This window comes from Haemophilus sp. Marseille-P9675, from assembly GCF_916862695.1.
GTDB classification, from domain to species: Bacteria; Pseudomonadota; Gammaproteobacteria; order Enterobacterales; family Pasteurellaceae; genus Haemophilus; species Haemophilus haemolyticus_K.
The window spans coordinates 23486-48079 of sequence record NZ_CAKASP010000007.1 but is presented as its reverse complement, the minus strand read 5'-3'; the positions used below and the strand labels follow the sequence as shown (position 1 = coordinate 48079).

Annotated in this window: 27 protein-coding genes and 2 pseudogenes; 20 read left to right on the top strand and 9 right to left on the bottom strand. The window is 39.5% G+C overall.

Features of this window, described 5'->3' with window-relative positions:
• Genes rluA through LIX50_RS08730 form a run of 3 tightly spaced genes read left to right on the top strand, consistent with a single transcriptional unit; the run spans nt 1 to nt 2047 of the window.
• Nucleotides 1-660, top strand: coding sequence for a bifunctional tRNA pseudouridine(32) synthase/23S rRNA pseudouridine(746) synthase RluA (gene rluA / locus LIX50_RS08740; protein WP_048953312.1), 660 nt, complete (start codon nt 1-3; stop codon nt 658-660).
• A 26-nt stretch (nt 661-686) separates the two neighbouring features.
• Complete coding sequence (locus LIX50_RS08735; RefSeq protein WP_048953311.1) at nt 687-1265, top strand: rhomboid family intramembrane serine protease; 579 nt, start codon at nt 687-689, stop codon at nt 1263-1265.
• Between the two features lie 29 nt (nt 1266-1294).
• Nucleotides 1295-2047 (top strand): DeoR/GlpR family transcriptional regulator, encoded by a 753-nt coding sequence (locus tag LIX50_RS08730; RefSeq protein ID WP_048953310.1) that lies wholly within the window; start codon nt 1295-1297, stop codon nt 2045-2047.
• 56 nt (nt 2048-2103) lie between these two features.
• On the opposite strand, the gene nusG is transcribed toward LIX50_RS08730, so the two are convergent.
• From nusG to tig, 5 genes are all read right to left on the bottom strand, one after another.
• On the bottom strand, nt 2104-2661 hold the full coding sequence (gene nusG, locus LIX50_RS08725; protein ID WP_048953309.1) for a transcription termination/antitermination protein NusG: 558 nt from the start codon (nt 2659-2661) through the stop codon (nt 2104-2106).
• A gap of 1 nt (nt 2662) precedes the next feature.
• On the bottom strand, nt 2663-3079 hold the full coding sequence (gene secE / locus LIX50_RS08720) for a preprotein translocase subunit SecE (protein WP_048953308.1): 417 nt from the start codon (nt 3077-3079) through the stop codon (nt 2663-2665).
• 139 nt (nt 3080-3218) lie between these two features.
• Complete coding sequence (gene clpX, locus LIX50_RS08715; protein ID WP_048953307.1) at nt 3219-4460, bottom strand: ATP-dependent protease ATP-binding subunit ClpX; 1242 nt, start codon at nt 4458-4460, stop codon at nt 3219-3221.
• Nucleotides 4461-4468: 8 nt separating this feature from the next.
• Entirely contained in the window at nt 4469-5080 is a 612-nt protein-coding gene (clpP, locus tag LIX50_RS08710; protein ID WP_258182720.1) for an ATP-dependent Clp endopeptidase proteolytic subunit ClpP, read from the bottom strand.
• Nucleotides 5081-5176: 96 nt separating this feature from the next.
• Nucleotides 5177-6475, bottom strand: a complete 1299-nt coding sequence (gene tig, locus LIX50_RS08705; RefSeq protein WP_048953306.1) for a trigger factor — start codon at nt 6473-6475, stop codon at nt 5177-5179.
• Between the two features lie 284 nt (nt 6476-6759).
• On the opposite strand from tig, the gene LIX50_RS08700 reads away from it, so the two are divergent.
• The 5 genes from LIX50_RS08700 to LIX50_RS08680 all read left to right on the top strand — a co-directional run bounded on the left by LIX50_RS08700 (nt 6760) and on the right by LIX50_RS08680 (nt 10508).
• Entirely contained in the window at nt 6760-7905 is a 1146-nt protein-coding gene (locus tag LIX50_RS08700; protein ID WP_048953331.1) for a porin, read from the top strand.
• Nucleotides 7906-8028: 123 nt separating this feature from the next.
• Entirely contained in the window at nt 8029-8565 is a 537-nt protein-coding gene (locus tag LIX50_RS08695; RefSeq protein ID WP_048953305.1) for a type I DNA topoisomerase, read from the top strand.
• Between the two features lie 15 nt (nt 8566-8580).
• Nucleotides 8581-9132, top strand: coding sequence for a Sua5/YciO/YrdC/YwlC family protein (locus LIX50_RS08690; RefSeq protein ID WP_048953304.1), 552 nt, complete (start codon nt 8581-8583; stop codon nt 9130-9132).
• A gap of 3 nt (nt 9133-9135) precedes the next feature.
• Complete coding sequence (aroE, locus tag LIX50_RS08685) at nt 9136-9954, top strand: shikimate dehydrogenase (RefSeq protein WP_048953303.1); 819 nt, start codon at nt 9136-9138, stop codon at nt 9952-9954.
• The gene (locus tag LIX50_RS08680; protein ID WP_226385939.1) at nt 9951-10508 is read left to right on the top strand and encodes a DNA-3-methyladenine glycosylase I; all 558 of its coding nucleotides are present in this window, start codon (nt 9951-9953) and stop codon (nt 10506-10508) included. Before aroE ends, LIX50_RS08680 begins: the two co-directional genes overlap by 4 nt.
• Here the strand turns inward: LIX50_RS08680 and LIX50_RS08675 are convergent.
• Complete coding sequence (locus tag LIX50_RS08675; RefSeq protein ID WP_046943006.1) at nt 10505-11269, bottom strand: glycosyltransferase family 2 protein; 765 nt, start codon at nt 11267-11269, stop codon at nt 10505-10507. The two genes, LIX50_RS08680 and LIX50_RS08675, sit on opposite strands and share 4 nt — an antisense overlap.
• 62 nt (nt 11270-11331) lie before the next feature.
• Here LIX50_RS08675 and waaA point away from each other — a divergent pair, with 62 nt between their 5' ends.
• From waaA to rep, 4 genes are read left to right on the top strand one after another with little or no spacing between them, the layout of a single operon-like run.
• Entirely contained in the window at nt 11332-12615 is a 1284-nt protein-coding gene (waaA, locus tag LIX50_RS08670; protein ID WP_048953301.1) for a lipid IV(A) 3-deoxy-D-manno-octulosonic acid transferase, read from the top strand.
• Nucleotides 12612-13082, top strand: a complete 471-nt coding sequence (gene coaD, locus LIX50_RS08665) for a pantetheine-phosphate adenylyltransferase (protein WP_048953300.1) — start codon at nt 12612-12614, stop codon at nt 13080-13082. Before waaA ends, coaD begins: the two co-directional genes overlap by 4 nt.
• Complete coding sequence (locus LIX50_RS08660) at nt 13079-13291, top strand: YceK/YidQ family lipoprotein (RefSeq protein WP_048953299.1); 213 nt, start codon at nt 13079-13081, stop codon at nt 13289-13291. The genes coaD and LIX50_RS08660 overlap by 4 nt, the downstream gene beginning before the upstream one ends.
• 5 nt (nt 13292-13296) lie before the next feature.
• The gene (gene rep, locus LIX50_RS08655) at nt 13297-15312 is read left to right on the top strand and encodes a DNA helicase Rep (protein WP_048953298.1); all 2016 of its coding nucleotides are present in this window, start codon (nt 13297-13299) and stop codon (nt 15310-15312) included.
• Nucleotides 15313-15424: 112 nt separating this feature from the next.
• Here rep and LIX50_RS08650 read toward each other — a convergent pair whose 3' ends face one another.
• Nucleotides 15425-16315 carry a LysR family transcriptional regulator gene (locus LIX50_RS08650; protein ID WP_048953297.1) on the bottom strand — a complete coding sequence of 297 codons (891 nt, stop codon included), beginning with the start codon at nt 16313-16315 and terminating at the stop codon, nt 15425-15427.
• A 178-nt stretch (nt 16316-16493) separates the two neighbouring features.
• Between LIX50_RS08650 and LIX50_RS08645 the strand changes: the two genes are divergently transcribed.
• The 4 genes and pseudogenes from LIX50_RS08645 to LIX50_RS09565 form a co-directional block, all read left to right on the top strand.
• Nucleotides 16494-17072, top strand: coding sequence for an NAD(P)H-dependent oxidoreductase (locus LIX50_RS08645; protein WP_048953296.1), 579 nt, complete (start codon nt 16494-16496; stop codon nt 17070-17072).
• A complete protein-coding gene (locus LIX50_RS08640; protein ID WP_048953295.1) occupies nt 17072-17254 on the top strand; it encodes a hypothetical protein in 183 nt (60 codons plus the stop codon). The genes LIX50_RS08645 and LIX50_RS08640 overlap by 1 nt, the downstream gene beginning before the upstream one ends.
• A 245-nt stretch (nt 17255-17499) precedes the next feature.
• On the top strand, nt 17500-17835 hold the full coding sequence (locus LIX50_RS08635; protein ID WP_048953294.1) for a thioredoxin family protein: 336 nt from the start codon (nt 17500-17502) through the stop codon (nt 17833-17835).
• A 193-nt stretch (nt 17836-18028) separates the two neighbouring features.
• Nucleotides 18029-18375 (top strand): annotated as a pseudogene (locus LIX50_RS09565) (NADH oxidase); the annotation flags it as partial.
• A gap of 426 nt (nt 18376-18801) precedes the next feature.
• Here LIX50_RS09565 and LIX50_RS08625 read toward each other — a convergent pair.
• Nucleotides 18802-19689: pseudogene (locus LIX50_RS08625) on the bottom strand (LysR substrate-binding domain-containing protein).
• 110 nt (nt 19690-19799) lie between these two features.
• On the opposite strand from LIX50_RS08625, the gene LIX50_RS08620 reads away from it, so the two are divergent.
• On the top strand, nt 19800-20378 hold the full coding sequence (locus LIX50_RS08620; RefSeq protein WP_048953293.1) for an NAD(P)H-dependent oxidoreductase: 579 nt from the start codon (nt 19800-19802) through the stop codon (nt 20376-20378).
• A 177-nt stretch (nt 20379-20555) separates the two neighbouring features.
• Here LIX50_RS08620 and LIX50_RS08615 read toward each other — a convergent pair whose 3' ends face one another.
• Nucleotides 20556-21509: a GlxA family transcriptional regulator gene (locus tag LIX50_RS08615; protein WP_048953292.1), complete on the bottom strand. Its 954-nt coding sequence runs from the start codon at nt 21507-21509 to the stop codon at nt 20556-20558.
• Between the two features lie 140 nt (nt 21510-21649).
• Here LIX50_RS08615 and LIX50_RS08610 point away from each other — a divergent pair, with 140 nt between their 5' ends.
• From LIX50_RS08610 to LIX50_RS08600, 3 genes are all read left to right on the top strand, one after another.
• Complete coding sequence (locus tag LIX50_RS08610) at nt 21650-22522, top strand: MBL fold metallo-hydrolase (protein ID WP_048953291.1); 873 nt, start codon at nt 21650-21652, stop codon at nt 22520-22522.
• A gap of 332 nt (nt 22523-22854) precedes the next feature.
• Nucleotides 22855-23181 (top strand): IS3 family transposase, encoded by a 327-nt coding sequence (locus tag LIX50_RS08605; protein WP_133253120.1) that lies wholly within the window; start codon nt 22855-22857, stop codon nt 23179-23181.
• Nucleotides 23182-23574: 393 nt separating this feature from the next.
• Nucleotides 23575-24591 (top strand): YeiH family protein, encoded by a 1017-nt coding sequence (locus LIX50_RS08600; protein WP_065244871.1) that lies wholly within the window; start codon nt 23575-23577, stop codon nt 24589-24591.
• The last annotated feature ends 3 nt before the right edge of the window (nt 24592-24594 follow it).

The following is a 24594-nucleotide window of genomic DNA, read 5'->3' as shown; positions in this document are numbered from 1 at the left end:
ATGGCATTGATTGAATACAATCCGCCTCTTGAACCTTATTTGGATATTATTTATCAAGATAATCATTTGTGCGTGGTGAACAAACCTAGCGGTTTGCTTTCTGTGCCGGGCAATCAACCACAATATTACGATAGCGCAATGAGTCGAGTGAAAGAAAAATTCGGCTTTTGTGAGCCTGCTCATCGTTTGGATATGGCAACGAGCGGTATTATTGTGTTTGCTTTAAGTAAGGCGGCGGATCGTGAATTAAAACGTCAATTTCGCGAACGTGAACCGAAAAAACATTATCAAGCGATTGTTTGGGGGCATTTGGAGAAAGATTATGGCAAGGTAAATTTGCCGATGATTTGTGATTGGGAAAATCGACCTCGCCAACGTTTGGATTTCGTTTTAGGAAAAAGAGCGGTCACAAAATTCGAAGTTTTAGCACGTTTGCTTAATAACAGTACTCGCGTGAAACTGACACCCGTGACAGGCCGATCTCATCAATTACGATTGCATATGCTAGCTTTAGGGCATCCCATTCTAGGCGATAAATTTTACTCTCATCCTCAGGCTAAAGCTATGTCGCCAAGATTATGCTTGCACGCAGAAGAATTGACGATTACTCACCCCATTACAGGGGAAACAATGACCTTTAATGCGAAGTCCGATTTTTAAATTTGCGTAGAAGTACGAGATCACGAATGAAAAACTTTTTAGCTCAACAAGGAAAAATCACGCTAATTCTCACCGCACTTTGCGCGCTTATTTATATTGCTCAACAGCTGGGGTTTGAAGATGATATTATGTATTTGATGCATTACCCCGCTTATGAAGAGCAAGATAGCGAAGCGTGGCGTTATATTTCACATACATTGGTACATTTATCTAATTTGCATATTTTGTTTAATCTGTCTTGGTTTTTTATTTTCGGTGGAATGATTGAGCGCACTTTTGGTTCGGTCAAATTATTGATGTTGTACGTTGTGGCCTCCGCCGTAACAGGCTATGTGCAAAATTATGTGTCCGGCCCTGCTTTCTTTGGACTTTCTGGGGTTGTATATGCTGTGTTGGGGTATGTATTTATATGCGATAAATTGAATCATCATTTATTTGATCTGCCAGAAGGTTTTTTCACAATGTTATTGGTGGGGATCGCATTAGGTTTTATTAGCCCCTTATTTGGTGTTGAAATGGGAAATGCAGCGCATATATCAGGCCTGGTTGTCGGCTTGATTTGGGGATTTATCGATAGCAAATTACGTAAAAATTCGCTAGAGTAGGTGTGTTCAATTTGGATAAAGGGTTTTCTATGAAGCAGTCGTTACGGCATCAACAAATTATTAAACTGGTGGAACAATCCGGCTATTTAAGCACGGAAGAATTGGTTGCTGCCTTAGATGTTAGCCCTCAAACGATTCGCCGTGATTTGAATATTTTGGCGGAGTTAGATTTAATTCGCCGCCATCACGGTGGTGCGGCATCGCCATCTTCTGCAGAAAATTCTGATTACGTGGATCGTAAGCAATTCTTTTCATTACAAAAAAATAATATTGCACAGGAAGTCGCAAAGTTGATTCCTAACGGCGCATCGTTGTTTATTGATATTGGTACGACGCCTGAGGCTGTCGCCAATGCCTTGCTTGGACACGAAAAACTCAGAATTGTGACGAACAATCTGAATGCCGCTCATCTTTTACGCCAAAATGAAAGTTTTGATATTGTCATGGCAGGCGGATCATTGCGAATGGATGGTGGCATTATTGGCGAAGCTACGGTGAATTTTATTTCTCAATTTCGCCTAGATTTTGGTATTTTAGGGATTAGCGCGATCGATGCAGATGGTTCACTATTGGATTATGATTACCACGAAGTACAAGTAAAACGAGCGATTATTGAAAGTTCACGTCAGACGTTATTAGTGACCGATCACTCTAAATTTACGCGCCAAGCGATTGTTCGATTGGGCGAATTAAGTGATGTAGAATATTTGTTTACGGATAAGGTCCCTAATAGTGTTACCGATTATTTACACGATAAGAAAACAAAATTAGTTTTATGTTAGTTTTATCAGATATGAAGAAAAACCCCGCTTAATTAGCAGGGTTTTTTTATATGTAATTAATGTATTTTTTCTACTTGACTAAATTCAAGTTCAACAGGTGTTGCGCGACCAAAGATAGATACTGAGACTTTTAAGCGACCTTTTTCATAATCTACTTCTTCTACTGTTCCGTTAAAGTCTGCGAATGGACCTTCAGTGACTCGAACTTCTTCACCAGGGTGATACTCATTACGATGGCGTGGTTTATCTGAGCTTTGTTCTAATCGATTTAGAATAGCATCTGCTTCACGTTTAGAAATTGGCGCAGGTTTATCAGGTGTACCGCCAATGAATCCCATGACACGGGGGACACTTTTTACTAAGTGCCAAGTATCATCATTCATTTCCATTTCAACAAGGACATAGCCTGGGAAAAATTTACGTTCGCTTTTACGACGTTTACCTGCAACATTCTCAACGACTTCTTCAGTTGGAACTAACACTTCACCAAATTGGTCTTCCATTTGTTGCTGTTTAATGTATTCACGCAAAGTTAAAGCCACTCGGCTTTCAAAACCAGAAAACGCCTGTAATACATACCAACGTTTTTTTGATACAGTTGTTTCTTCAGTCATTTTAGAATCTCAAATCAGTTAAGAAATTAATTACTGTGACAATAATCGAATCTGTCGCCCAGAAAAATAAGGATGCAATGATTGTTACCCCAATTACGATTAATGTAGTTTGACGCGCTTCTTGGCGACTTGGCCATACCACTTTTTGCGCTTCTATTTTTGAATCTTTAAAGAATGTACGAGCTTTTGTACCTTGATTAGTAATTGCAGCAAATGCAAAAGCAATCACTAATGCAATAACGACACACACTACACGAATAGGTAATGAATATACTTTTTGGAAATAAACATTACCAATTGCAGCTGCCGCAAAAAAGACTGCGACTAAAATCCAAAGAAGGGTATTTAATCCTTTAGATTTATCTTCTACCACCGTCTCTGATACATTTTTCTTTTTATCAACAATTTCAGTTGCCATAAATTGAATCCGTTATTTACTTAGGAAAATAAGAATAAAGTTATAAGAACGTGAGATTGTAGCATTTTCTTTTCTCCTTGCCTATTGAAAATCATCAAGCAAAATAGAAAATATAGGGAAAAACAACCGCACTTTTCTATTAAGAATGATATTCTAATTTTGGAGCAGTATTATCTACGATAGTGCTTTCATCCACGACTACTTTACGTAAATTTTCGATAGATGGTAAATCATACATCGTATCAAGCAATACCGCCTCGACAATAGAACGTAACCCACGCGCGCCTGTTTTTCTTTCAAGCGCTTTCTTCGCCATTGCTTTTAAAGCTTCTGGAGTGAATTCTAATTCCACATTTTCAAGTCCAAATAAAGCTTGATATTGTTTAGTTAAGGCATTTTTAGGCTGTGTAAGAATTTGCACAAGGGCCTCTTCATCTAATTCACTTAGTGGAGAAATCATTGGTAAACGCCCAATAAATTCCGGAATTAAACCAAACTTCATTAAATCATCAGGTTCTACTTGGCGAAATAATTCAGAAAGAGACTTTTCTTCTTCATCCTTTTCTACTTTCGCACTAAAACCGATACTCGTACTTGTTTGTGTACGTTTACTGATAATTTTATCCAATCCCGCAAATGCGCCGCCGCAGATAAAGAGAATTTTTGACGTATCCAATTTCACCATTTCTTGCTGCGGATGTTTACGTCCGCCTTGAGGTGGAATAGACGCTACAGTACCTTCAATGAGTTTTAACAATGCTTGTTGTACACCTTCGCCAGATACATCTCGAGTAATTGATGCGCCTTCCGATTTACGGCTAATTTTATCAATTTCATCAATATAGATAATGCCTTGCTCCGCTTTTTCAGTATTATACTCACAGTTTTGTAAAAGCTTTTGTAAGACATTTTCTACATCTTCACCCACGTAGCCAGCCTCAGTCAATGTTGTCGCGTCAGCCATCGCAAACGGCACATTTAAGCGACGAGCTAATGTTTGAGCAAGCAATGTTTTACCACTACCCGTTGGTCCAATAAGCAAGATATTACTTTTACCGAGCTCAACATCGTTATTTTCATGATTAGTTCGTAAGCGTTTATAATGATTGTAAACTGCGACAGAAAGCACTTTTTTCGCATAATCTTGGCCAATAACATAATCATCTAGATGAGCACGAATTTCGTGAGGAGTTGGTAATTTCTCCTCATTGTCTGCCGCACTTTCGTCTACACTTTCATCATTACTTTCTTCAAGCATTGAATGACAAAGTTCAATACACTCATTACAAATATAGCCGTCTGTACCAGCAATTAATTTATCTACTTCGCCTTTTTCTTTTCCGCAAAAAGAGCAATGTAAATCTTTATCTTTGTCTGACATGTGTTTCCTTAACGTTTAATTAAAACTTCATCAACTAAACCATACGCTTTTGCTTCTTCAGCTGACATAAAGTTATCGCGATCTGTATCTTTCTCAATTCGTTCGATACTTTGCCCAGTATGGAATGCTAGACGATCGTTTAAGGTGTGTTTAATTTTCAAAATTTCTTGTGCATGAATTTGAATATCCGATGCTTGACCTCGGAAACCGCCCAACGGTTGGTGAATCATCACACGCGCATTTGGTAACGCAGCTCGTTTTCCTGCGGTTCCGCCAGCAAGCAAGAATGCGCCCATTGAGCATGCCTGACCGATACAAAGTGTACGAATATCTGGCTTAATAAATTGCATTGTGTCGTAAATAGCCATACCTGCAGTCACAGAACCACCGGGAGAGTTGATATAGATATTGATATCTTTAGTTGGATCTTCAGACTCTAAAAAAAGCAGCTGAGCTACAATGAGATTTGCCATGCGATCTTCCACTTCACCACTAAGGAAGATCACACGCTCTTTTAATAAACGGGAATAAATGTCGTATGAACGCTCGCCACGCGAAGTCTGTTCAACAACCATAGGAATTACACTCATTTTCTTACCTTTTTCTCTAAAATTGCTGATTATTTTACTCTAAATAACCTACAAATAAAAATGCGGTCGCTTTTGTGAAAGAGAGCGACCGCACTTTTATTCAATCATAACGATATTAATTCATCATTATGCCTGTGGATTCATAATTTCATCAAATGAAGAAACTTTTTCAGTAACTTGTGCTTTAGCAAGTACTGCATCCACCGCTTGTTCTTCTAATACTACGTTACGAATATTGTTCATTAACTCTTCGTTTTTACTATAGTATTCAACAACCTCAGCTGGTTGCTCATAAGCTGATGCAATATCTGCAATCATGGCTTTAGCGCGTTCTTCATCAGCTTTTAATTCATTAGATTTAATCACCTCAGAGAATAATAAACCTACTTGAACACGACGAGTTGCTTCCGCTTCAAATAATTCACGTGGTAACTGTGCAGCTTGTTGTGCATTGCCACCAAAACGTTGAGCCGCTTGATTGCGTAATACATTAATTTCTTCTTCTACAGCAGAAGCTGGAACTTCAATTGGATTTTGTTCAATTAACCCATTGATTACTTGTTGTTTAACGCGTGAAACTAATGCATTTTTCAATTCACGTTCCATATTCTTACGAATTTCTACACGTAAATCCGCAACAGATTTAGTATTCGGACCAAACTTAGCAACAAACTCATCTGTTAACTCAGGTAACACCATGTTTTCTACTTTTTTCAAGGTAATTGCAAATTTTGCCGCTTTACCTTTTAAGTTTTCTGCATGGTATTCAGCAGGGAAAGTTACATTAATATCAAATTGCTCACCTGCTTTATGGCCTACGATACCATCTTCAAAACCAGGAATCATACGACCTTGTCCCATAAATAATACGAAGTCAGATGCTTTACCACCTTCAAACTCTTCGCCATCTACAGAACCAACAAAATCAATAGTTACGCGATCATCTGCTTTTGCTGCAGAGTTGGTTTCTGCCCAAGTTGCTTGTTGTTTACGTAACACATCAACCATTTTGTCAATATCAGCTTCTGTGATTTCAACAGTTGGTTTTTCAACTTTAATATTCTCTAAACCTTGTAATTTAACTTCTGGATAAACTTCAAAAGTTGCTGTAAAAACTAGATCTTTACCTTCTTCAAAAGTTTCAATACCAAAAGTTGGACGACCTGCAATATTAATCTTTTCTGCAATCACAGCATCAAAAAAATGACGTGGTAATAAATCGTTTAATACATCTTGACGGATTGATGCACCGAAACGTTGTTCGATAATATGAGCAGGTACATGGCCTTTACGGAAACCATCTACACGAACATTTTTTGATGCACGTTTAAATTCTTCACGAACTGCTTTAGATACAGTTTCAGCTGGAACGGTGATCGCTACACGGCGTTCTAAACCTTGAGTTGTTTCAATATTTAATGACATTTGTTACCTCAATTAATTTGCACTCGGTAAAAATCCACACCGAACACGTTTGTTAAATAAAATAAGACGCCTGATTATAGCGAAAGAAATCTAAGCAGTCGATATGAGACTGATGAAAAGTTGTATTTTAATGGTTTTTTTATACATATTTTTTACGTAATAATTTGATATTGAATTTATAAATCTGCTTGATTATTTCTAATGTGGTGAGTAGACTTGGAAAAGTTCAATATATTTTAAATATATTTATTTTTTAACTCTTAACAAAACAAGGAAAGCAAATGATGAAAAAAACACTTCTCGCTTTAACAGTAGCTGCATTGGCTGCAAGTTCTGCACAAGCTTACAAATTCCAAATTCAAGAAACTGGTACAGATATTGATTTCAATGGCTCTTTACGTGTGAAATGGGAAAGTACCTCTCATACCACAGATACTTATGGTAGTACACCTAGTCAGAAAAAAGATCATATTAATCATGCTGTTTCTAATAATGGTTCACGTTTTGGTTTCAAAGTGAAACAAAAATTAACTGATGATTTCTATGCTTTAGGTCGTGTTGAGTGGCGTTTACGTGGAGAAGCTGATTCTCAACATGATTTTGATCATCTGTATACGCGTATCCTTTATGCAGGTTTTGGTTATAAGCATGCGGAGAAACAATTTAGTGAATTAACTTATGGTAATATGCCAACTATCACTGATGAAGTAAAACGTACAGATTTAGCTAATACTTATAGCTTATCTGATGGTTTATTAGATAGTGCAGCTCGTCGTGCAACTCAATATACTTATACTTCAGAATATGGAAATGGTGATAAAGTAAGAGCAGGTATTTACTACGGTGGAGCTAGCAAACGTGGTGATACTAATCTAGATTTAAAAAATCCTCGTAAAAATGTTTGGGGTGTAGGTTCTATTTACGAGCACAAAATTAATGATATTCAAAGTGTAAGTTTTGGTGCAGGCTTTACGCGTGAAATTTCTGCGAATACAAATGCTAATAATTCATTTGCAACAAATGCTTATTCTTTAGGTGCATCTTATACATTTGTAAATACAACTTATGGTATTGATCTTGAACGTCAAGTTACTAACCATAAAGGTGGTTATGATAACAAAAATACCAAGAATGAAATTCGTACAATTGTTCTTCAAAAATTCAATAACCCATGGACCTATAATAATGATTTAAATGTATATGCGATGTATGCATATAAAACAGATAAGGATCATACAGGTTATCGTACAGAAAAAACTAAAAATCAATTTATGGTGGGAACAGAGTACTACGTATATAAACAAGGTTCCATTAAGGTTAAACCATTTGTTGAATGGCAAGCAACACGAACCAAAACTCAAGAAAATGGTGTAGAAACTAGCAAAGCGCATGATTACAAAACTGTTGTAGGTTTACGTGCTTATTGGTAATCTAGGACTGTCATTGAGTGTGAGCGGGATATTGCAAAATATCCCGCTTTTATTTTATTGAATATTGACGAGAAAGCCGAAGCTTGTAGAATCAATCATATTGGTAAATAAAGTGATCAGTTTATGGTAGAAATACTTTTTCAACGCATAAAGCATGAAGAGCTTTGCCCTCAATGTGGTGCGCCTTTGCAAATTAAACAAGGCAAAAAAGGGCTGTTTTTAGGTTGCTCTGCTTATCCTGAATGTGATTATTTGCGTCCTTTGCAACGATCGGAGCATAAAGTATTAAAAACACTTGATGAAATTTGCCCGAAGTGCGGTAATTTATTGCAGTTGAAACAAGGCAGTTTTGGGATGTTTATTGGTTGTAGCCATTATCCCGAATGCGATTTTGTGGTGCGAGAAGAATCTGAATCTGAGGAAAAAATTACTTGTCCTGAATGTAAAACTGGGCATTTGATTTCTCGTCGGGGTCGCCAAGGAAAAATTTTTTACGGTTGCAATAATTTCCCTAAATGTAAATTTTCTTTGCCTGCCAAGCCTTATGCCGTGCCTTGCCCAACGTGCCATTTTCCACTTTCTTTGTTAAAAAGCGAAGATGGGGAAAAACAAATTTTCCAGTGTGCAAATAAAACTTGCCGTCATATTTTTGAGCAATAAAAGTAAAAGAGTGAAATGAATAGAGAACAAATCGTCGAGGCTCTTCGACAAAATCAAGTAGTTGCTTATCCTACTGAAGCTGTATTTGGCTTGGGCTGTAATCCGCAAAGTGAAAGTGCGGTAAAAAAATTACTTGATTTGAAACAACGTCCAGTGGAAAAAGGGCTGATTTTAGTAGCACCAAGCTTGGGGTTTTTCCGTCCTTTTGTTGATTTTGAGCTGATTAGCGATGAACAGCTTTCTCGCCTGCAAGGTAAATATGAACGTCCAACAACTTGGATTGTGCCCGCCAAATCGACCACCCCGCATTTTATCACGGGCAAATTTGATAGCATCGCGATACGTTTGTGTAATCACCCTTCCGTAAAAGCCTTATGTGAACTCACGGGGTTTGCATTAACTTCGACTAGCGCAAATCTGACTGGTGAGCCACCTTGCCGCATCGCTGATGAAGTGCGGTTACAATTCGGTGCTGATTTTCCTGTATTAGATGAAACTGTGGGCGGCGCACTCAATCCATCCGAAATTCGAGACTTGCGCACAAATCAACTTTTTAGACAGGGATAATTTATGGATCTTTATGCTGTGTGGGGTAATCCGATTGCGCAAAGTAAATCCCCGTTAATTCAAAATAAGTTAGCAGAGCAAACGCATCAAACCATAGAGTACATCGCAAAATTAGGCGATCTTGATGCTTTTGAACAACAGCTTTTGGCATTTTTTGAGGATGGTGCGAAAGGTTGCAATATTACTTCGCCTTTTAAAGAACGAGCCTACCAGCTGGCAGATGAATATAGCCAACGAGCAAAACTGGCGGAAGCCTGTAATACGCTAAAAAAACTCAATGATGGTAAACTTTATGCAGATAACACTGATGGGATCGGTTTGGTGACGGATTTACAACGTTTAAATTGGCTTCATCCAAATCAGCGCGTATTAATTCTGGGAGCAGGCGGAGCAACAAAAGGCGTATTATTGCCACTTTTACAAGCTCAACAAAATATTGTTCTTGCTAACCGCACTTTTTTGAAAGCCAAAGAATTAGCCGAAAGATTTCAGCCTTACGGCAATATTCAAGCCGCCTCAATGGATTCTATTCCGCTACAAACTTATGATTTAGTGATTAATGCCACTTCTGCCGGATTAAGTGGTGGAACCGCTTCAGTTGATGCTGAAATTTTAAAATTGGGCTCGGCTTTTTATGATATGCAATATGCGAAAGGTGCGGACACGCCATTTATTGCATTATGCAAAAGTTTGGGTTTAACCAATGTTAGCGATGGCTTTGGAATGCTGGTCGCGCAAGCTGCACATTCTTTCCATTTATGGCGAGGCGTAATGCCAGATTTTGTCGCGGTTTATGAGCAGCTTAAAAAGGAGATGTTATGATTACTCGATGCCCTTGGGTTAGCGAACAACCTATTTATATTGATTATCATGACAATGAATGGGGTAAGCCTGAATTCGATAGCCAAAAGCTATTTGAAAAAATTTGTCTGGAAGGGCAGCAAGCGGGGCTTTCGTGGATTACGGTTTTGAAAAAACGTGAATCTTACCGTGCAGCCTTTCATCAATTTGATCCGAAAAAAATTGCAAAAATGACCGCACTTGATATTGATGCTTGTATGAAAAATGCAGGATTAATTCGCCATCGAGCCAAGTTAGAGGGCATTGTCAAAAATGCGAAAGCTTATTTGGAGATGGAAAAGTGCGGTGAAAATTTCAGTGATTTTATTTGGTCATTTGTGAATCATAAACCGATCGTCAATGATGTGCCTGATTTGCGAACTGTACCTGTTAAAACAGAAATATCTAAAGCTCTTTCTAAAGCTTTAAAAAAACGTGGTTTCGTCTTTGTTGGCGAAACCACGTGCTATGCGTTTATGCAGTCTATGGGATTGGTGGACGATCATTTAAATGATTGCCCTTGCAAAACTCGCTAGTGTTTATGCTGATCGCGCTCCCATAAATCGGCGTATTTTACAAAGGTTGAATGCGCTGATAACACTGCTAATAAAAATCCTTGTTTGCCATCTAAAAAACCCGCTTTTAACAAATACATCTTCACAAAACAACCGAGCGCATGCGTGATTCCCTGCCAAAGTGTCGCTTTTTTTCCTTTTGCTTGGCGTTGGTCTGCCCACGCTTTTGCATAACCCGCTGATTTCACTAGATAATGATGGATGCTTTTATAAGTGAAATGTTCTAAATCCCCCGTTAATTTTTCTACTTTTGTCCCAGCTGGAAATTCGACTTTTTCATGTACAAGCGAATCGTTATATTGCGCATAGTTTGTGCGGTAGAGGCGAACCACATAATCGGGATACCAGCCTGAATGGCGAATTTCACGCCCAAATACCTCACTCACTCGTGGAATTTCATAAACGGTATTTTCTCGATCATTTTTAACCGCACTTAAGATAGCTTGTTGTAGCTTGGGCGTAACGCGTTCATCTGCATCTAGCCAAAGTACATAATCACTGGTTACATATTGTTGGGCTAATTGGCGTTGTTTACCAAAGCCCGGCCACTGGCTATTTTCATAGAATTTCGCCCCATAACTGAGCGCAATTTCTTTAGTGTTATCTGTGCTGCCTGAATCTAGAATGATAATCTCATCCACCCAATCTTTTACGGTATCTAAACAATTGGCGAGGTCTTGTGCTTCATTTTTTACAATCATCGCTACGCTAATTGTAGGCATATTTTCAATCCTTTTTTTGCTATACTAGCTGAAATTTTTTCAAGTATAACCGAATTTCATTTATGTGGCGTTTTTTTTATACGAGCTTGATGTATCTGATTCAACCGTTAGTGCTGCTCTTTATGTGGCTACGCGGATTTAAGGCACCGAATTACCGAAAAAGGCTTGGTGAGCGTTATGGTTTTTATGCCTCACTGACACCTCCTAAGGCTGGAGGTATCATTATTCATGCGGCATCAGTGGGTGAGGTTATTGCTGCTACACCACTCGTGCAAAAACTCCAACAAAATTACCCGCACTTACCGATTACTTTCACTACGGTCACCCCTACGGGTTCTGATCGTGTCAAAGCGGCTTTTGGCGATAGCGTTTTCCATTGCTATTTGCCTTACGACATACCTTGCGCCATTAATCGTTTTATTGACTTTGTTCAGCCAAAACTTTGTATTGTGATTGAAACAGAACTTTGGCCAAATTTAATTCAACAATTTTATCACCGTGACATTCCTTTTGTGGTGGCAAATGCACGCTTGTCTGCTCGTTCAGCGCGCCGTTATGGAAAAATTAAACCGCATTTGCAAAATATGTTTTCACAAATTGATTTAATTGCACCTCAAGACCACATTAGTAGCAATCGTTATTTGGATTTAGGTTATCGCAAAGATAAATTGAAGGTGACGGGCAATATTAAATATGATCTTTCCATCACTGATGAGTTACGTGAAAAAATTGATGCTTTACGAGCACTTTGGGTAAAAAATCGTCCGATTTGGATTGCGGCGAGCACCCATGAAGGCGAAGAGCAAATTATCTTACAAACACATCGCCAATTATTGGAAAATTACCCGAATTTATTGTTATTGCTCGTTCCTCGTCATCCAGAGCGTTTTAATGTGGTGGCTGATTTACTTAAAAAAGAAAAATTCCAATTTATTCGCCGTTCGACAAATGAGTTATCAAATGAGAATACTCAAGTGATTTTGGGTGATAGTATGGGCGAACTTATGTTGATGTATGGCGTTTCTGATATTGCTTTTGTGGGGGGAAGCCTTGTGAAACATGGTGGACATAATCCGCTTGAACCTCTTGCGTTTAAAATGCCAGTGATTACCGGCAAGCATACTTTCAATTTCCCTGAGATATTCCGAATGCTGGTGGAAGTACAAGGTGTGCTGGAAGTTAATTCAACCGCAGATGCCTTAGAGCGCGCGGTAGAAGCCTTATTAAATTCAAAAGAGGCGAGCGAACGTTTAGGCAATGCTGGCTATGAAGTACTGATGGAAAACCGAGGGGCATTACAGCGTTTGTTAGATTTATTAAAATCTTATTTGGAGCGCAATGTATGACGAGCGTGATTTATCCCGGTACTTTCGACCCGATTACGAACGGTCATTTAGACATTATTGAAAGAAGTGCGGTAATTTTTCCTCGTGTTTTAGTGGCGGTGGCGAATAGCCCAAGCAAGAAACCGCTATTTTCGTTGGATGAACGAGTAGAACTTGTGCGTCAATCTGTTGCACATTTATCCAATGTGGAGGTTTTTGGCTTCTCTGATTTGTTGGCCAATGTGATTAAGCAGCACAATATTTCCTCTATTATTCGCGGCGTACGCACGACAACAGATTTTGAATATGAACTTCAATTGGCGGCATTGAATCGTTTACTAACAAAAGGCGTAGATAGTTTGTTTTTCCCTCCAGCAGAAAAATGGGCGTTTGTTTCTTCCACCATTGTGCGTGAAATTTATTTACATGGCGGAGATGTCGCTGAGCTGGTTCCTGTGTCTGTGTTTAATGCGTTAAAAGCACGATGATAAAAACCTTTATTTTTTTAACCGCATTTATCGTTTTGTCTGGTTGTGGTTCCGTGGTCAAACTTATCGATCCAACAGAAAAATATACTGCCTATGCAGGGGCGGCTTATGATCTTGAAATGGCTCAACAATGGGGATTGCCAATCTTAGATTTGCCCCTCTCATTTTTATTAGACACCGTATTACTGCCCTATGCGTGGGCTCAATAATTCTTATGAAACTCAATTCTCAACAACAACAAGCCGTTGAATATGTGACTGGCCCTTGTCTTGTGCTTGCTGGCGCTGGCTCAGGCAAAACTCGCGTAATCATTAATAAAATTGCCCATTTAATTGGAAAGTGTGGGTATTCTCCGAAACAAATTGCCGCAGTGACTTTCACTAACAAGGCCGCACGCGAGATGAAAGAGCGTGTGGCACATTCTATTGGCAAAGAACAATCCAAAGGCTTGCTTGTTTCCACTTTTCATACGCTCGGTTTTGACATTATTAAGCGTGAATATAAAGCGCTTGGCTTTAAATCGAATATGACTTTGTTTGACGAACATGATCAATTTGCGTTGTTAAAAGAGCTAACCTCTGATGTGTTAAAAGAAGATAAGGATTTATTGCGTGAGTTAATTTCAGTGATCTCTAACTGGAAGAACGATTTGATTTCGCCAAAACAGGCATTTGCGTTGGCGCGTGATGCTAAATATCAAACTTTTGCAAAATGTTATGAGCGTTATGCCACACAAATTCGAGCCTACAATGCCCTTGATTTTGATGATTTGATTATGCTGCCGACGTTGTTGTTTAAGCAAAATGAAGAAGTGCGGTCAAAATGGCAGGCAAAAATTCGTTATTTGTTGGTGGATGAATATCAAGATACCAATACCAGTCAATATGAACTGATTAAACTTTTAGTGGGGGATCGTGCTTGTTTCACTGTGGTGGGCGATGATGACCAATCTATTTATTCGTGGCGTGGCGCACGACCAGAGAATATGGTGCGTTTACGCGATGATTTCCCTCGTTTGCAAGTGATTAAGCTTGAGCAAAATTACCGTTCAACCCAGCGTATTTTGCATTGCGCTAATATCTTGATTGATAACAATGAGCATGTGTTTGATAAGAAACTTTTTTCAACTATTGGAGAAGGGGAGAAATTGCTTGTTATCGAAGCAAAAAATGAAGAACACGAAGCAGAACGGATTGTCGCCGAACTGATCGCCCATCGTTTTAGTCGTAAAACCAAATATAAAGATTATGCGATTTTGTATCGAGGCAATCATCAATCCCGATTGCTCGAAAAAGTACTGATGCAAAACCGTATTCCTTACAAAATTTCGGGCGGTACTTCTTTTTTCTCTCGTGCAGAAATCAAAGATATGATGGCGTATTTGCGCTTGGTGGTGAATCAAGATGATGACGCCGCATTCCTGCGTATTGTGAATACACCGAAACGTGAAATTGGCACCGCAACGTTACAAAAACTTGGTGAGTTGGCTCAAGAAAAACACATCAGTTTGTTTGAGGCTATTTTTGAGTTTGAACTTATTCAACGCATCACGCCAAAAGCCTATGATTCATTGCAAAAATTTGGTCGATGGATTGTCGAACTTAATGATGAAATTCAACGTTCTGAACCAGAACGTGCGCTACGTTCTATGTTATCTACAATTCATTATGAAGAATATTTGTACGAATACGCAACAAGCCCTAAAGCCGCAGAAATGCAAAGTAAGAATGTCGCCACACTATTTGACTGGGTTGCAGATATGTTAAAAGGCGATGAAACCAATGAGCCGATGAACCTTAATCAAGTAGTAACTCGCCTGACATTACGCGATATGTTGGAGCGAGGCGAAGATGATGACGAGAGCGATCAAGTTCAACTGATGACATTGCACGCCTCTAAGGGATTAGAATTTCCTTATGTTTATTTGATCGGTATGGAAGAGGGCATTTTGCCCCACCAAACTAGCATTGATGAAGACAACGTGGAAGAAGAACGCCGTTTGGCTTATGTAGGGATCACAAGAGCACAAAAAGAACTCACCTTTTCCTTGTGTCGAGAACGCCGTCAATATGGTGAATTAGTTCGCCCAGAACCGAGCCGATTTTTAGCTGAATTACCTAATGATGATGTGTTATGGGAACGTGATAAACCAAAACTAACCACCGAGCAAAAACAAGAAAAAACACAAAACCAACTTGATAGATTGAGGGCGATTTTGAAAGGAGGTTAGAAAATCTGGCTTGGAATGAAAAGACAAGAGTAGGACATAATCTGCACCTCAAATTAGGTGTCCAGGTTTTGGGATGCAGATCACTTTCGTATAAAAAAGGCCGTCTGAAATTTCAGACGGCCTTTACTTTTAACGCATCCACAATCAGCTTAAACACATTGGAATGTCCGCGGCGGCTGGGGTAATAGAGGTAAAGCGGTTCGTAAGTCATCGCATACTCAGGCAACAGCTCGACCAGGTGCCCCGAATTGAGAGCATCCGCTACGCTCATGTGTGCTATCCACGCAATTCCAAGGCCGTCTGAAACGGCTTGCTGACGCAGATGATTGTTGATGGAAAACTGCGATTTTGGCGTGAACGTAATCAGCTCTTTTTTGTATTTGAATTCCCACTGCATCTCCGTGCCGTGTTCAGCAGAGAGTTTTATGCCGATAAGGCGGTGTTGTTGCAGATCATCAATATTTTTCGGTGAACTGTGTTGAGCCAAATAATCGGGCGAGGCAACCAATACCATTTTGAGCGGTGCGGAAATTGGCACCGCAATCATCTCTTTCGCTACCTTGTTACCTAACCGAACGCCCATATCAAATCCCTCTTTCACAATGTCCGCCCAACGGTCGTCCACCACGATTTCCAAGCGGATTTTCGGGTATTGGTTCAAAATCGGCTTTAATTTCGGGTATAACACCGCTTCCGCCGCCAGCGTCGGAGCATTGATACGAATCAGCCCCGATGGTGTATTCAAAAAGTCATTTAACGCATCGACTTCGTGGTTAATAGCTTGATAAAGCGGAGAAAGTTGGTCGAAAAGCTGCTGTCCGGCTTCGGTCAGCGATACATTGCGCGTAGTGCGGTTGAACAGGCGCAAATTTAGCCGCGTTTCTAAATTTTTCATGCTGTGGCTCAACGCCGAAGAAGAAATCCCCAAAAGTTGCCCCGCTTTCACAAAACTCTGTGTTTGCGCCAACGTCAAAAAATAATTCAGTTCGTTAAAGTTCTGCATTTTCTCTTTAAACTCTCTTTTATTAGTGAATTTAATTCATTACATAATAAAGCTAAACCCTATTTATCTCAATAAAAACAAATTATAAAATGACTGCACTTTCATGAGAGTAAACAGAAGACAATATCCGTAAACATCACATCCTTTTTTTATAAATTATTTATTCTAGGAGTTAAAAATGAACATTTTATTATTAAACGGTGGTAAAGATTTCGGCCATTCGCATGGTGAGTTAAACCACACGCTTCACAAAAAAGCAAAAGAAGTTTTGACCGAACTTGGACACAATGTAAAAGAAACTGTGATTGATGCTGGCTATGATGTTGAGGCAGAAATCGAAAAATTCTTGTGGATGGATGCTGTGATTTGGCAAATGCCCAGTTGGTGGATGCATGAACCTTGGACAGTGAAAAAATACATAGATGAAGTATTTATCGCCGGACACGGAAAACTTTATCAACATGACGGCCGCCATCGTGTCAGTCCGACCGAAGGATTTGGCACAGGTGGTTTGCTGCATGGCAAAAAACACATGCTTTCGGTTACTTGGAATGCGCCGATTGAAGCATTCACCCGTGAAGGCGACTTTTTTGAAGGAAAAGGCGTGGATGACTTGTACATGCACTTTCATAAACTCAACGAATTCCTCGGTATGAGCCGTTTACCGACATTTATGTGTAACGATGTAATTAAAAATCCGCAAGTGGAAAAATACATAGCAGACTACCAAGCACACTTGGAAAAAGTGTTTGGTTAATGATAAAACATCAACTTGAAGCGGTGGGCTTTTGCCCACCATTTTGTCAGTCGCTAATTGGTACGAAATATGGCAAATCCGTGGCGCAAGTGATTACCCGCTGGCTGGTGGAACGCGACATCATCGTGTTGGCAAAATCCAACCAAACCCGAACGCATAGCGGAAAACCTGAATGTCTTTGATTTTGCTCTCAGCGATGAAGACAAAGTCGAAATTGCCAAACTGGACGGCACGTTCGCTGTCATCGTCAATCACGACACTGTGGATAATTTGAAACGCATCGCTTCATGGAAAACGGGTGCGTAAGTGTAGCGATAGTAGTAGAGAAAATCTAAACGACTCAAACCGTTTTCTTGTTTTCATTTCGTTAAAAGCCCCTTTTCTGGACAACTAGAAACGTGCTGAATCGCTCAAAGGAGTACATGACATGCAACAACTGCACACTCTGAAAGACATCGAACAGGCCATCGCCACACACCCTTTAGTATCACTGTACATCAAAGCCCCAATCTGCGGCGTTTGTACAGTCGTGGCCGCCCAGCTTGAGTCAGCTTTGGCGGAGGAAGGAAATGTGTATGCCGTAAAAGCCGATATTGCTGAAATACCCGAAATGGCCGGACGTTTCCACGTGCTGACCGCACCTGCATGGCTGCTGTTTTATCAAGGCAAGGAAGTTGAACGGATGGCTCGCTTCATCCCTCAGGCACAAATGAAGCAGACATTGGCAAAATGGACAAAAGTAGCAGAAAGCAGGCATCAGTAACCGGTCTATCAATGTTTCAGACGGCTGCGGTCTTGATAATGATGCAAGTGGTCAAGTTTTTAAGATGATTTGCAAAACACTTAAAATTTTGACCGCTCTTTTTACGAAAAGGCCGTCTGAAACGGCTTGCAGACTGAGATAATGATTGATGAAACGCTGTGATTTGTACACTAAAACCATCTTTTGAAAATTCCCTTTGATTATTACCGGCGGCTTCCGTTCACAAAGCGCCATGGAAGATGCCTTATCCAGCGGCCATTTGGATTTGGTCGGCGTCACTCGCCCGTTTGCTTTGGTGCCCGATTTTGCAAACCAAATGCAAAACGGCACTTACCAAACCGTGCAAACCGACCGCATCCAAACAGGCGTGGTGTTTGTGATAAAAAAGCGGGCGCAATGTTGGAAATGAATTGGTATATGACGCAAATGGACTTGATTGGGCAAGGCAAGCAGCCCAATCCTAAATTGTCGGCGTGGAAAGTATTGCTGAAAACCTTGTGGGAAAACGGCAAAGCGGGTTTAAGTACTGGAAGATCTTGATAGGGTAAGCGGTCTAATTGTGAATTGAATTTGTAAAAACATCTAAAAATCTGACCGTACTTTAAAATCAAAAGATCTAAATATCCTCAATTTGAAATTGCTTACGCCCGCGATTCGGTGAAATTTTATGTTTTTTCAAGAAGTGCTGACGCAAGGTGGTATCGCTATGAAATCCACTTTGTTATGCAATATTAGTAATAGATAAATCTGTGCTTTCAAAAAGCTCTCTTGCTCGCTGTAGCTTTGCTTCAATTAACCATTTAACCATTGATCTAATGACATTCCAGTTGCTTTGCAAAAATGTTGGGTGAAAGTGCTACGGCTCATTTATAAATGTTCTGCAAGACTATCAGTCGAATGAAGTGCGGTCAGGTTTTAAAGTATTTTTGCAAATTGATTTTAAAATTTGATGTTTATGAATTTTAATTATCCCCTCAGCTTTTCTGCTAAAAAGTCTAAAAACACACGTAGGCGAAGGTTGACAGCTTTATCACTGTAATAAACAGCGTTGAAAGGGAGCGTTTCATCGGTGATGTGATTAGAAAGTAGGGGAATTAATTTTCCTTCAGCGATGTCATTGTCTACCAAAAAATCTGATAAGCAAGCGATACCACAACCTGAAAGGCACAATGACCGTAAGATTTCACCGCTGCTGGCGGTAAAGTGAGGTGAGATTTTATAGGGATTTCCTTGAGCATCTAAAACCGCCCATGTATTTAGACAACTAGGTTCAGTGAAGCCTAAACATTGATGGTTGGCTAGATCTTCAGTTGATTGTGGTGTGCCGTGTTTTGCCAAGTATTCTAGATTGGCGACTACGCGGAAGTAGCTATCAAACAGATGACGAGCACGTAACCCAGAATCATTCAATTCTCCAGCTCGTAAGGCAATATCGACCTTGCGTTCTATCAGATTGATATAGCCTTCGGAAGAAACTAGCGAAAGCTGGATATGTGGATAGTGTTCGTTGAATTTCGCTGCCAGTGGCATAAGCAGACGTAACACCATTGGCATAGCAGAATCTACTCATAATACGCCTTGTGGAACTTCGTGCACAGCCAACATTTCGGCTTCTGCCGCGGCCATTTCTTGTAGAATTTTCTGTACGCGACAAAAATATTGTAAGCCTTCTTCTGTTAGTCTTAGCTGTCTCGTGGTACGGTTGATTAGGTTCACACCCAATTTTTCTTCTAGCCTTTTCACCACACGACTTACCGCAGAATTTGCCATCGCTAGCTGCTTGGCTGCTCGGCTGAAACTGCCATTTTAGACTACTTGTACAAATACCGTTAATTCTTCAGAAGTTGTTTTCATTTTATTATTCTTTTTAACGCAAAAGAGTTTTTTTTATTTTTGTACTTTTTAAGTATAAAGTAAAACAGCATAATAAAGTCCTCTTTGGATTATTGTTTTAGGAGCAAAAGATGAATATTTTATTATTAGATGGTGGTAAAAATTTCGGACATTCGCATGGTGAGTTAAACCACACACTTCACAAAAAAGCGAAAGAAGTTTTGACCGCACTTGGACACAATGTAAAAGAAACTGTGATCGATGCTGGCTATGATGTTGAAGCAGAAATCGAAAAATTCTTGTGGATGGATGCCGTGATTTGGCAGATGCCAGGCTGGTGGATGCACGAACCTTGGACAGTGAAAAAATACATAGACGAAGTATTAACCGCTGGACACGGCAAGCTTTACCACAGTGATGGCCGTCATCGTGTCAATCCGACAGAAGGTTACGGCACAGGTGGCTTGTTGCAAGGCAAAAAACACATGCTTTCGCTTACTTGGAATGCGCCGATTGAAGCGTTCACCCGTGAAGGCGATTTCTTCGAAGGCAAAGGCGTAGATGCTGTGTACATGCCTTTCCACAAACTTAACGAGTTCATCGGCTTAACCCGTCTGCCAACATTCTTATGTAACGATGTGATTAAAAATCCACAAGTAGAACAATACTTAGCAGACTACCAAGCACATTTGGAAAAAGTGTTCGGATAATTACAAAATATTAGTTTAGAAGGTGAGCATTTTAGCTCACCTTTTTTATTTTTATCTAATCAAATTTCCTAACGGGGAGAGGGAAGAGGAATAGACTGGCTTTATATCAAACAAGCGGTCTAATTTTGAATTTGTAAAAACATCTAAAAATCTGACCGCACTTTAAAATAAAAAGATTTAAATATCCTCAATTTGAAACTGCTTACGCCAGCGATTCGGTGAAATTTTATGTTTCTTCAAGAAGTGCTGACGCAAGGCGGTATCACTATGAAATCCACTTTGTTCTGCAATGTCAGTAATAGATAAATCTGTGCTTTCCAAAAGCTCTCTTGCTCGCTGTAGCCTTGCTTCAATTAACCATTGATTTAATGACATTCCGGTTGCTTTGCGAAAATGTCGGGTGAAAGTGCTACGGCTCATTGACAAACGTTCTGCAAGACTATCAGTCGAATGAAGTGCGGTCAGATTTTCATTTAAATAAGCAAGCAACGCATTGATATTATGATTAGGTGTGGAACGAGAAATAGGTCGTTCGATAAATTGTGCTTGTCCGCCTTCACGATGAGGGGGGATAACCAGTATTCGGGCAATATGATTGGCAATTTTTACACCATATAATTTACGGACAATGGAAAGGCAACAATCCATGGAAGCTGCCGTTCCTGCTGAGGTAATCAGTCGATCTTGTTCTAAATAAATAGGATTTAAATCCCATTTCACCTGCGGAAAGCGACTAGTAAAATCACTATCTCCTAGCCAATGTGTAGTTGCTTTTTTGCCGTTAAGTAAACCACTGCACGCTAACACATAGGCACCATAACATAAACCCACTACTGTCGCACCACGTTGATACGCTTGCCGTAATGCTGTTAATAAAGCCTCACTCGGCATTACTTGAGTATCATGCCATCCAGTCATCACAACAATATCGGCATTATCCAACCATTCTAAACCTCCATCTAAATGTATGTGAAATAGCGAGTTTGTCAGGTTGTCCGAATCGCTAACGATTTTACAGTCAAATAACGGCTTGCCGTTTAAATCCGACATAGAAAAAACGGAATATGCCATCGCAAAATGAATGGGCATCATTTGTTCATACACAATCAAAGCAACTGTGGGTGTATTCATTTTATTCTCCTACTTTGATATGAGCATAACACAGAAATGACCCGATTATTACGTTTATTGATTTTTTATCCATTTTTACGCAATCTTGTTCTCACTATAATATGTTTATTCATTCAATAACGTATAGAAAAGGAAAAACAATGAACTTAAAAACCTTAATTAGCACTACAGCATTGGCTATTAGCGCAAATACTTTCGCCGTAGATCTTGCCTCTAAAAACACTGATAGCTACCAACATATCCGCAATGCTACTGGTCGCCTGAACTACGCAGGGAAAACTTTTTTAATTGACCCGATGCTTGCTGAAAAAGGACGTTATGCAGGCTTTGAAGGAACATTAAATAGCCATTTGCGTAATCCACTTGTGGAATTGCCGATGAAAGCAGAAGATACTTTTAAAGATGTTGATGCCATTATTTTAACTCATACACATGAAGATCATTGGGATGAGGTTGCACAAAAAATTTTACCTAAATCCATCAAAATTTTTGTGCAACATGAACGGGATGGCGACTTACTCAAAGCGCAAGGTTTTACTAACATAACCAGTTTATCGCTAGAAAAACCGGTGGAGTTCGAAGGTATTATTTTAAATAAAACCGGCGGTTCTCACGGCACAACGGAAATGTACGCTGTACCACAATTAGCCGAGATTTTAGATGAGGCGATGGGCGTAACATTCCAAGCGAAAGACCATCCAACGGTTTATTTGGTTGGTGACACAGTTTGGACTGCCGAAGTAAACAAAGCCATTAATCGTTATAAACCTGATGTAATGATTATGAACACAGGTGATGCGCGTACCTTAGCTTTTCCGAATGATGGCATTATTATGGGGTTACAAGATGTTGCTCATGCTCGTAACATGCTACCAAATACAAAACTTATCACGGTGCACATGGATGCAGTAAATCATATGTCTGTTTACCGTAAGGATTTACGCCAATTTGTCCAAGCAAATAAGCTTGAAAATGTAGCAATTCCAGAAGATGGTGAAACAGTGAAGTTTTAAAAACAAGTGGTTGAGTTCTTAGGATAATTCACAAAAAACACCTAAAAATTTAACCGCACTTCGTTATATAAAAGCCGTCTGAATTTTCAGACGGCCTTTGATTATAGCCAGGCAAAGTCAGGCTATAAAAACCATACGCTATGCGTATGGAGACAAATAGCTTAAGCGATGAACAGAAAAAAATCCTCGCTATATAATGAACAAGGCTGACAACCAAAATTCAACATATAGGAGGATTATTTACCCCTCGTAGCGTGCATCTTGATGCACGACCGAATCACGCACGGAACGTTATTTAACCCTTTCGGGCATTCACGATTTCGTGCAACAAGTTGCACGCTACAATTCTTAAACCGACAGAATGCCCGATTATTCACAGCGACCAAGGTGTATTGTATGGCACGGCGGAATGGGTAAAGATGTTGGAGGGTAAAGCGGTGCAAAGTATGAGTCGCCGAGGAAATTGCTACGATAATGCGGTGATTGAAAGTTTTTTTGCGATACTAAAATCAGAGTGCTTTTACTCTCGGACTTATCATTCAATTGCTGAATTACAGGCTGAAATTGAAGAATATTTAGTGTATTACAACCAAAAACGAATTAAACTTGCTTTCAAAGGGTTGAGCCCGGTGCAATACCGAGCTCAATATTTAAGTTAACTAACCTGTCTAACTTTTGGGGGGCAGATCAAAGTGCGGTCAAAACCACGATTAATAATTTGATTGATTTCCTTTTGAACCCTATTAAACATTCAATATCCTAGCCATTTTTACTAATATGCCTTACAATTTGGCACATAATTTATTACAATGCATTTGTTATGTTACGTCTAAATCTGAGATTTTTATATTTTCTGCTCTGCATAAGCTAAAGTGTAGAATTACAGGCTGCGCCAAGTATTCCAACATTTTTAACTGAAAATGGCTTAACTTATTGCACCCACGCTTCAGGTTTTTCATTTAATCCACAAACTGATGTTACTCGTCGCTTAGTCGAAAGCTATTTTGGCAAAATTTTAGATGAAACCGCTTGACTCACTAAGGAAAGGAAAAATGAACACTCGTCCCTTTTATTTCGGACTTATATTTATTGCGATTATCGCTATACTTGCTAACTATTTAGGAAACACTGATTTTTCCCATCATTATCATATCAGTGCTTTAATTATTGCCATCTTGCTGGGAATGGCAATCGGCAATACCATTTATCCGCAATTTTCAACACAAGTGGAAAAAGGCGTGTTATTTGCGAAAGGCACGCTTCTTCGCACTGGCATTGTGTTGTATGGTTTCCGCCTCACTTTTGGCGATATTGCCGATGTAGGATTAAATGCTGTTGTCACTGATGCGATTATGCTAATTTCAACCTTCTTTTTTACCGCACTTTTAGGCATTCGTTATCTAAAAATGGATAAACAATTAGTTTATCTCACTGGGGCTGGATGTAGTATTTGTGGTGCGGCAGCGGTTATGGCGGCAGAGCCTGTTACCAAAGCAGAATCTCATAAAGTTTCAGTAGCGATTGCCGTAGTGGTCATTTTCGGGACGCTTGCTATTTTTACTTACCCCTTTTTCTACACTTGGTCACAACATTTAATTAATGCTCATCAATTCGGTATTTATGTTGGCTCTAGCGTGCATGAGGTGGCTCAAGTTTATGCGATTGGGGAAAATATTGATCCTATCGTGGCAAATACTGCCGTCATTTCCAAAATGATCCGAGTGATGATGCTCGCCCCATTTTTATTAATGCTTTCTTGGTTATTAACACGTAGTAATGGAGTATCAGAAAATACATCACACAAAATTACAATTCCTTGGTTTGCTGTACTTTTTATTGGTGTTGCGATTTTTAATTCTTTTGATTTATTACCAAAAGAACTTGTAAACTTATTAGTTGAAATCGATTCTTTCTTATTAATTTCAGCGATGGCTGCGCTCGGCTTAACTACACAAGCAAGCGCAATCAAGAAAGCAGGATTAAAACCTCTGATTTTAGGAATACTAATTTATTTATGGCTAGTGGTTGGTGGATTTTTAGTGAATTATGGAATATCAAAATTAATATAAAAT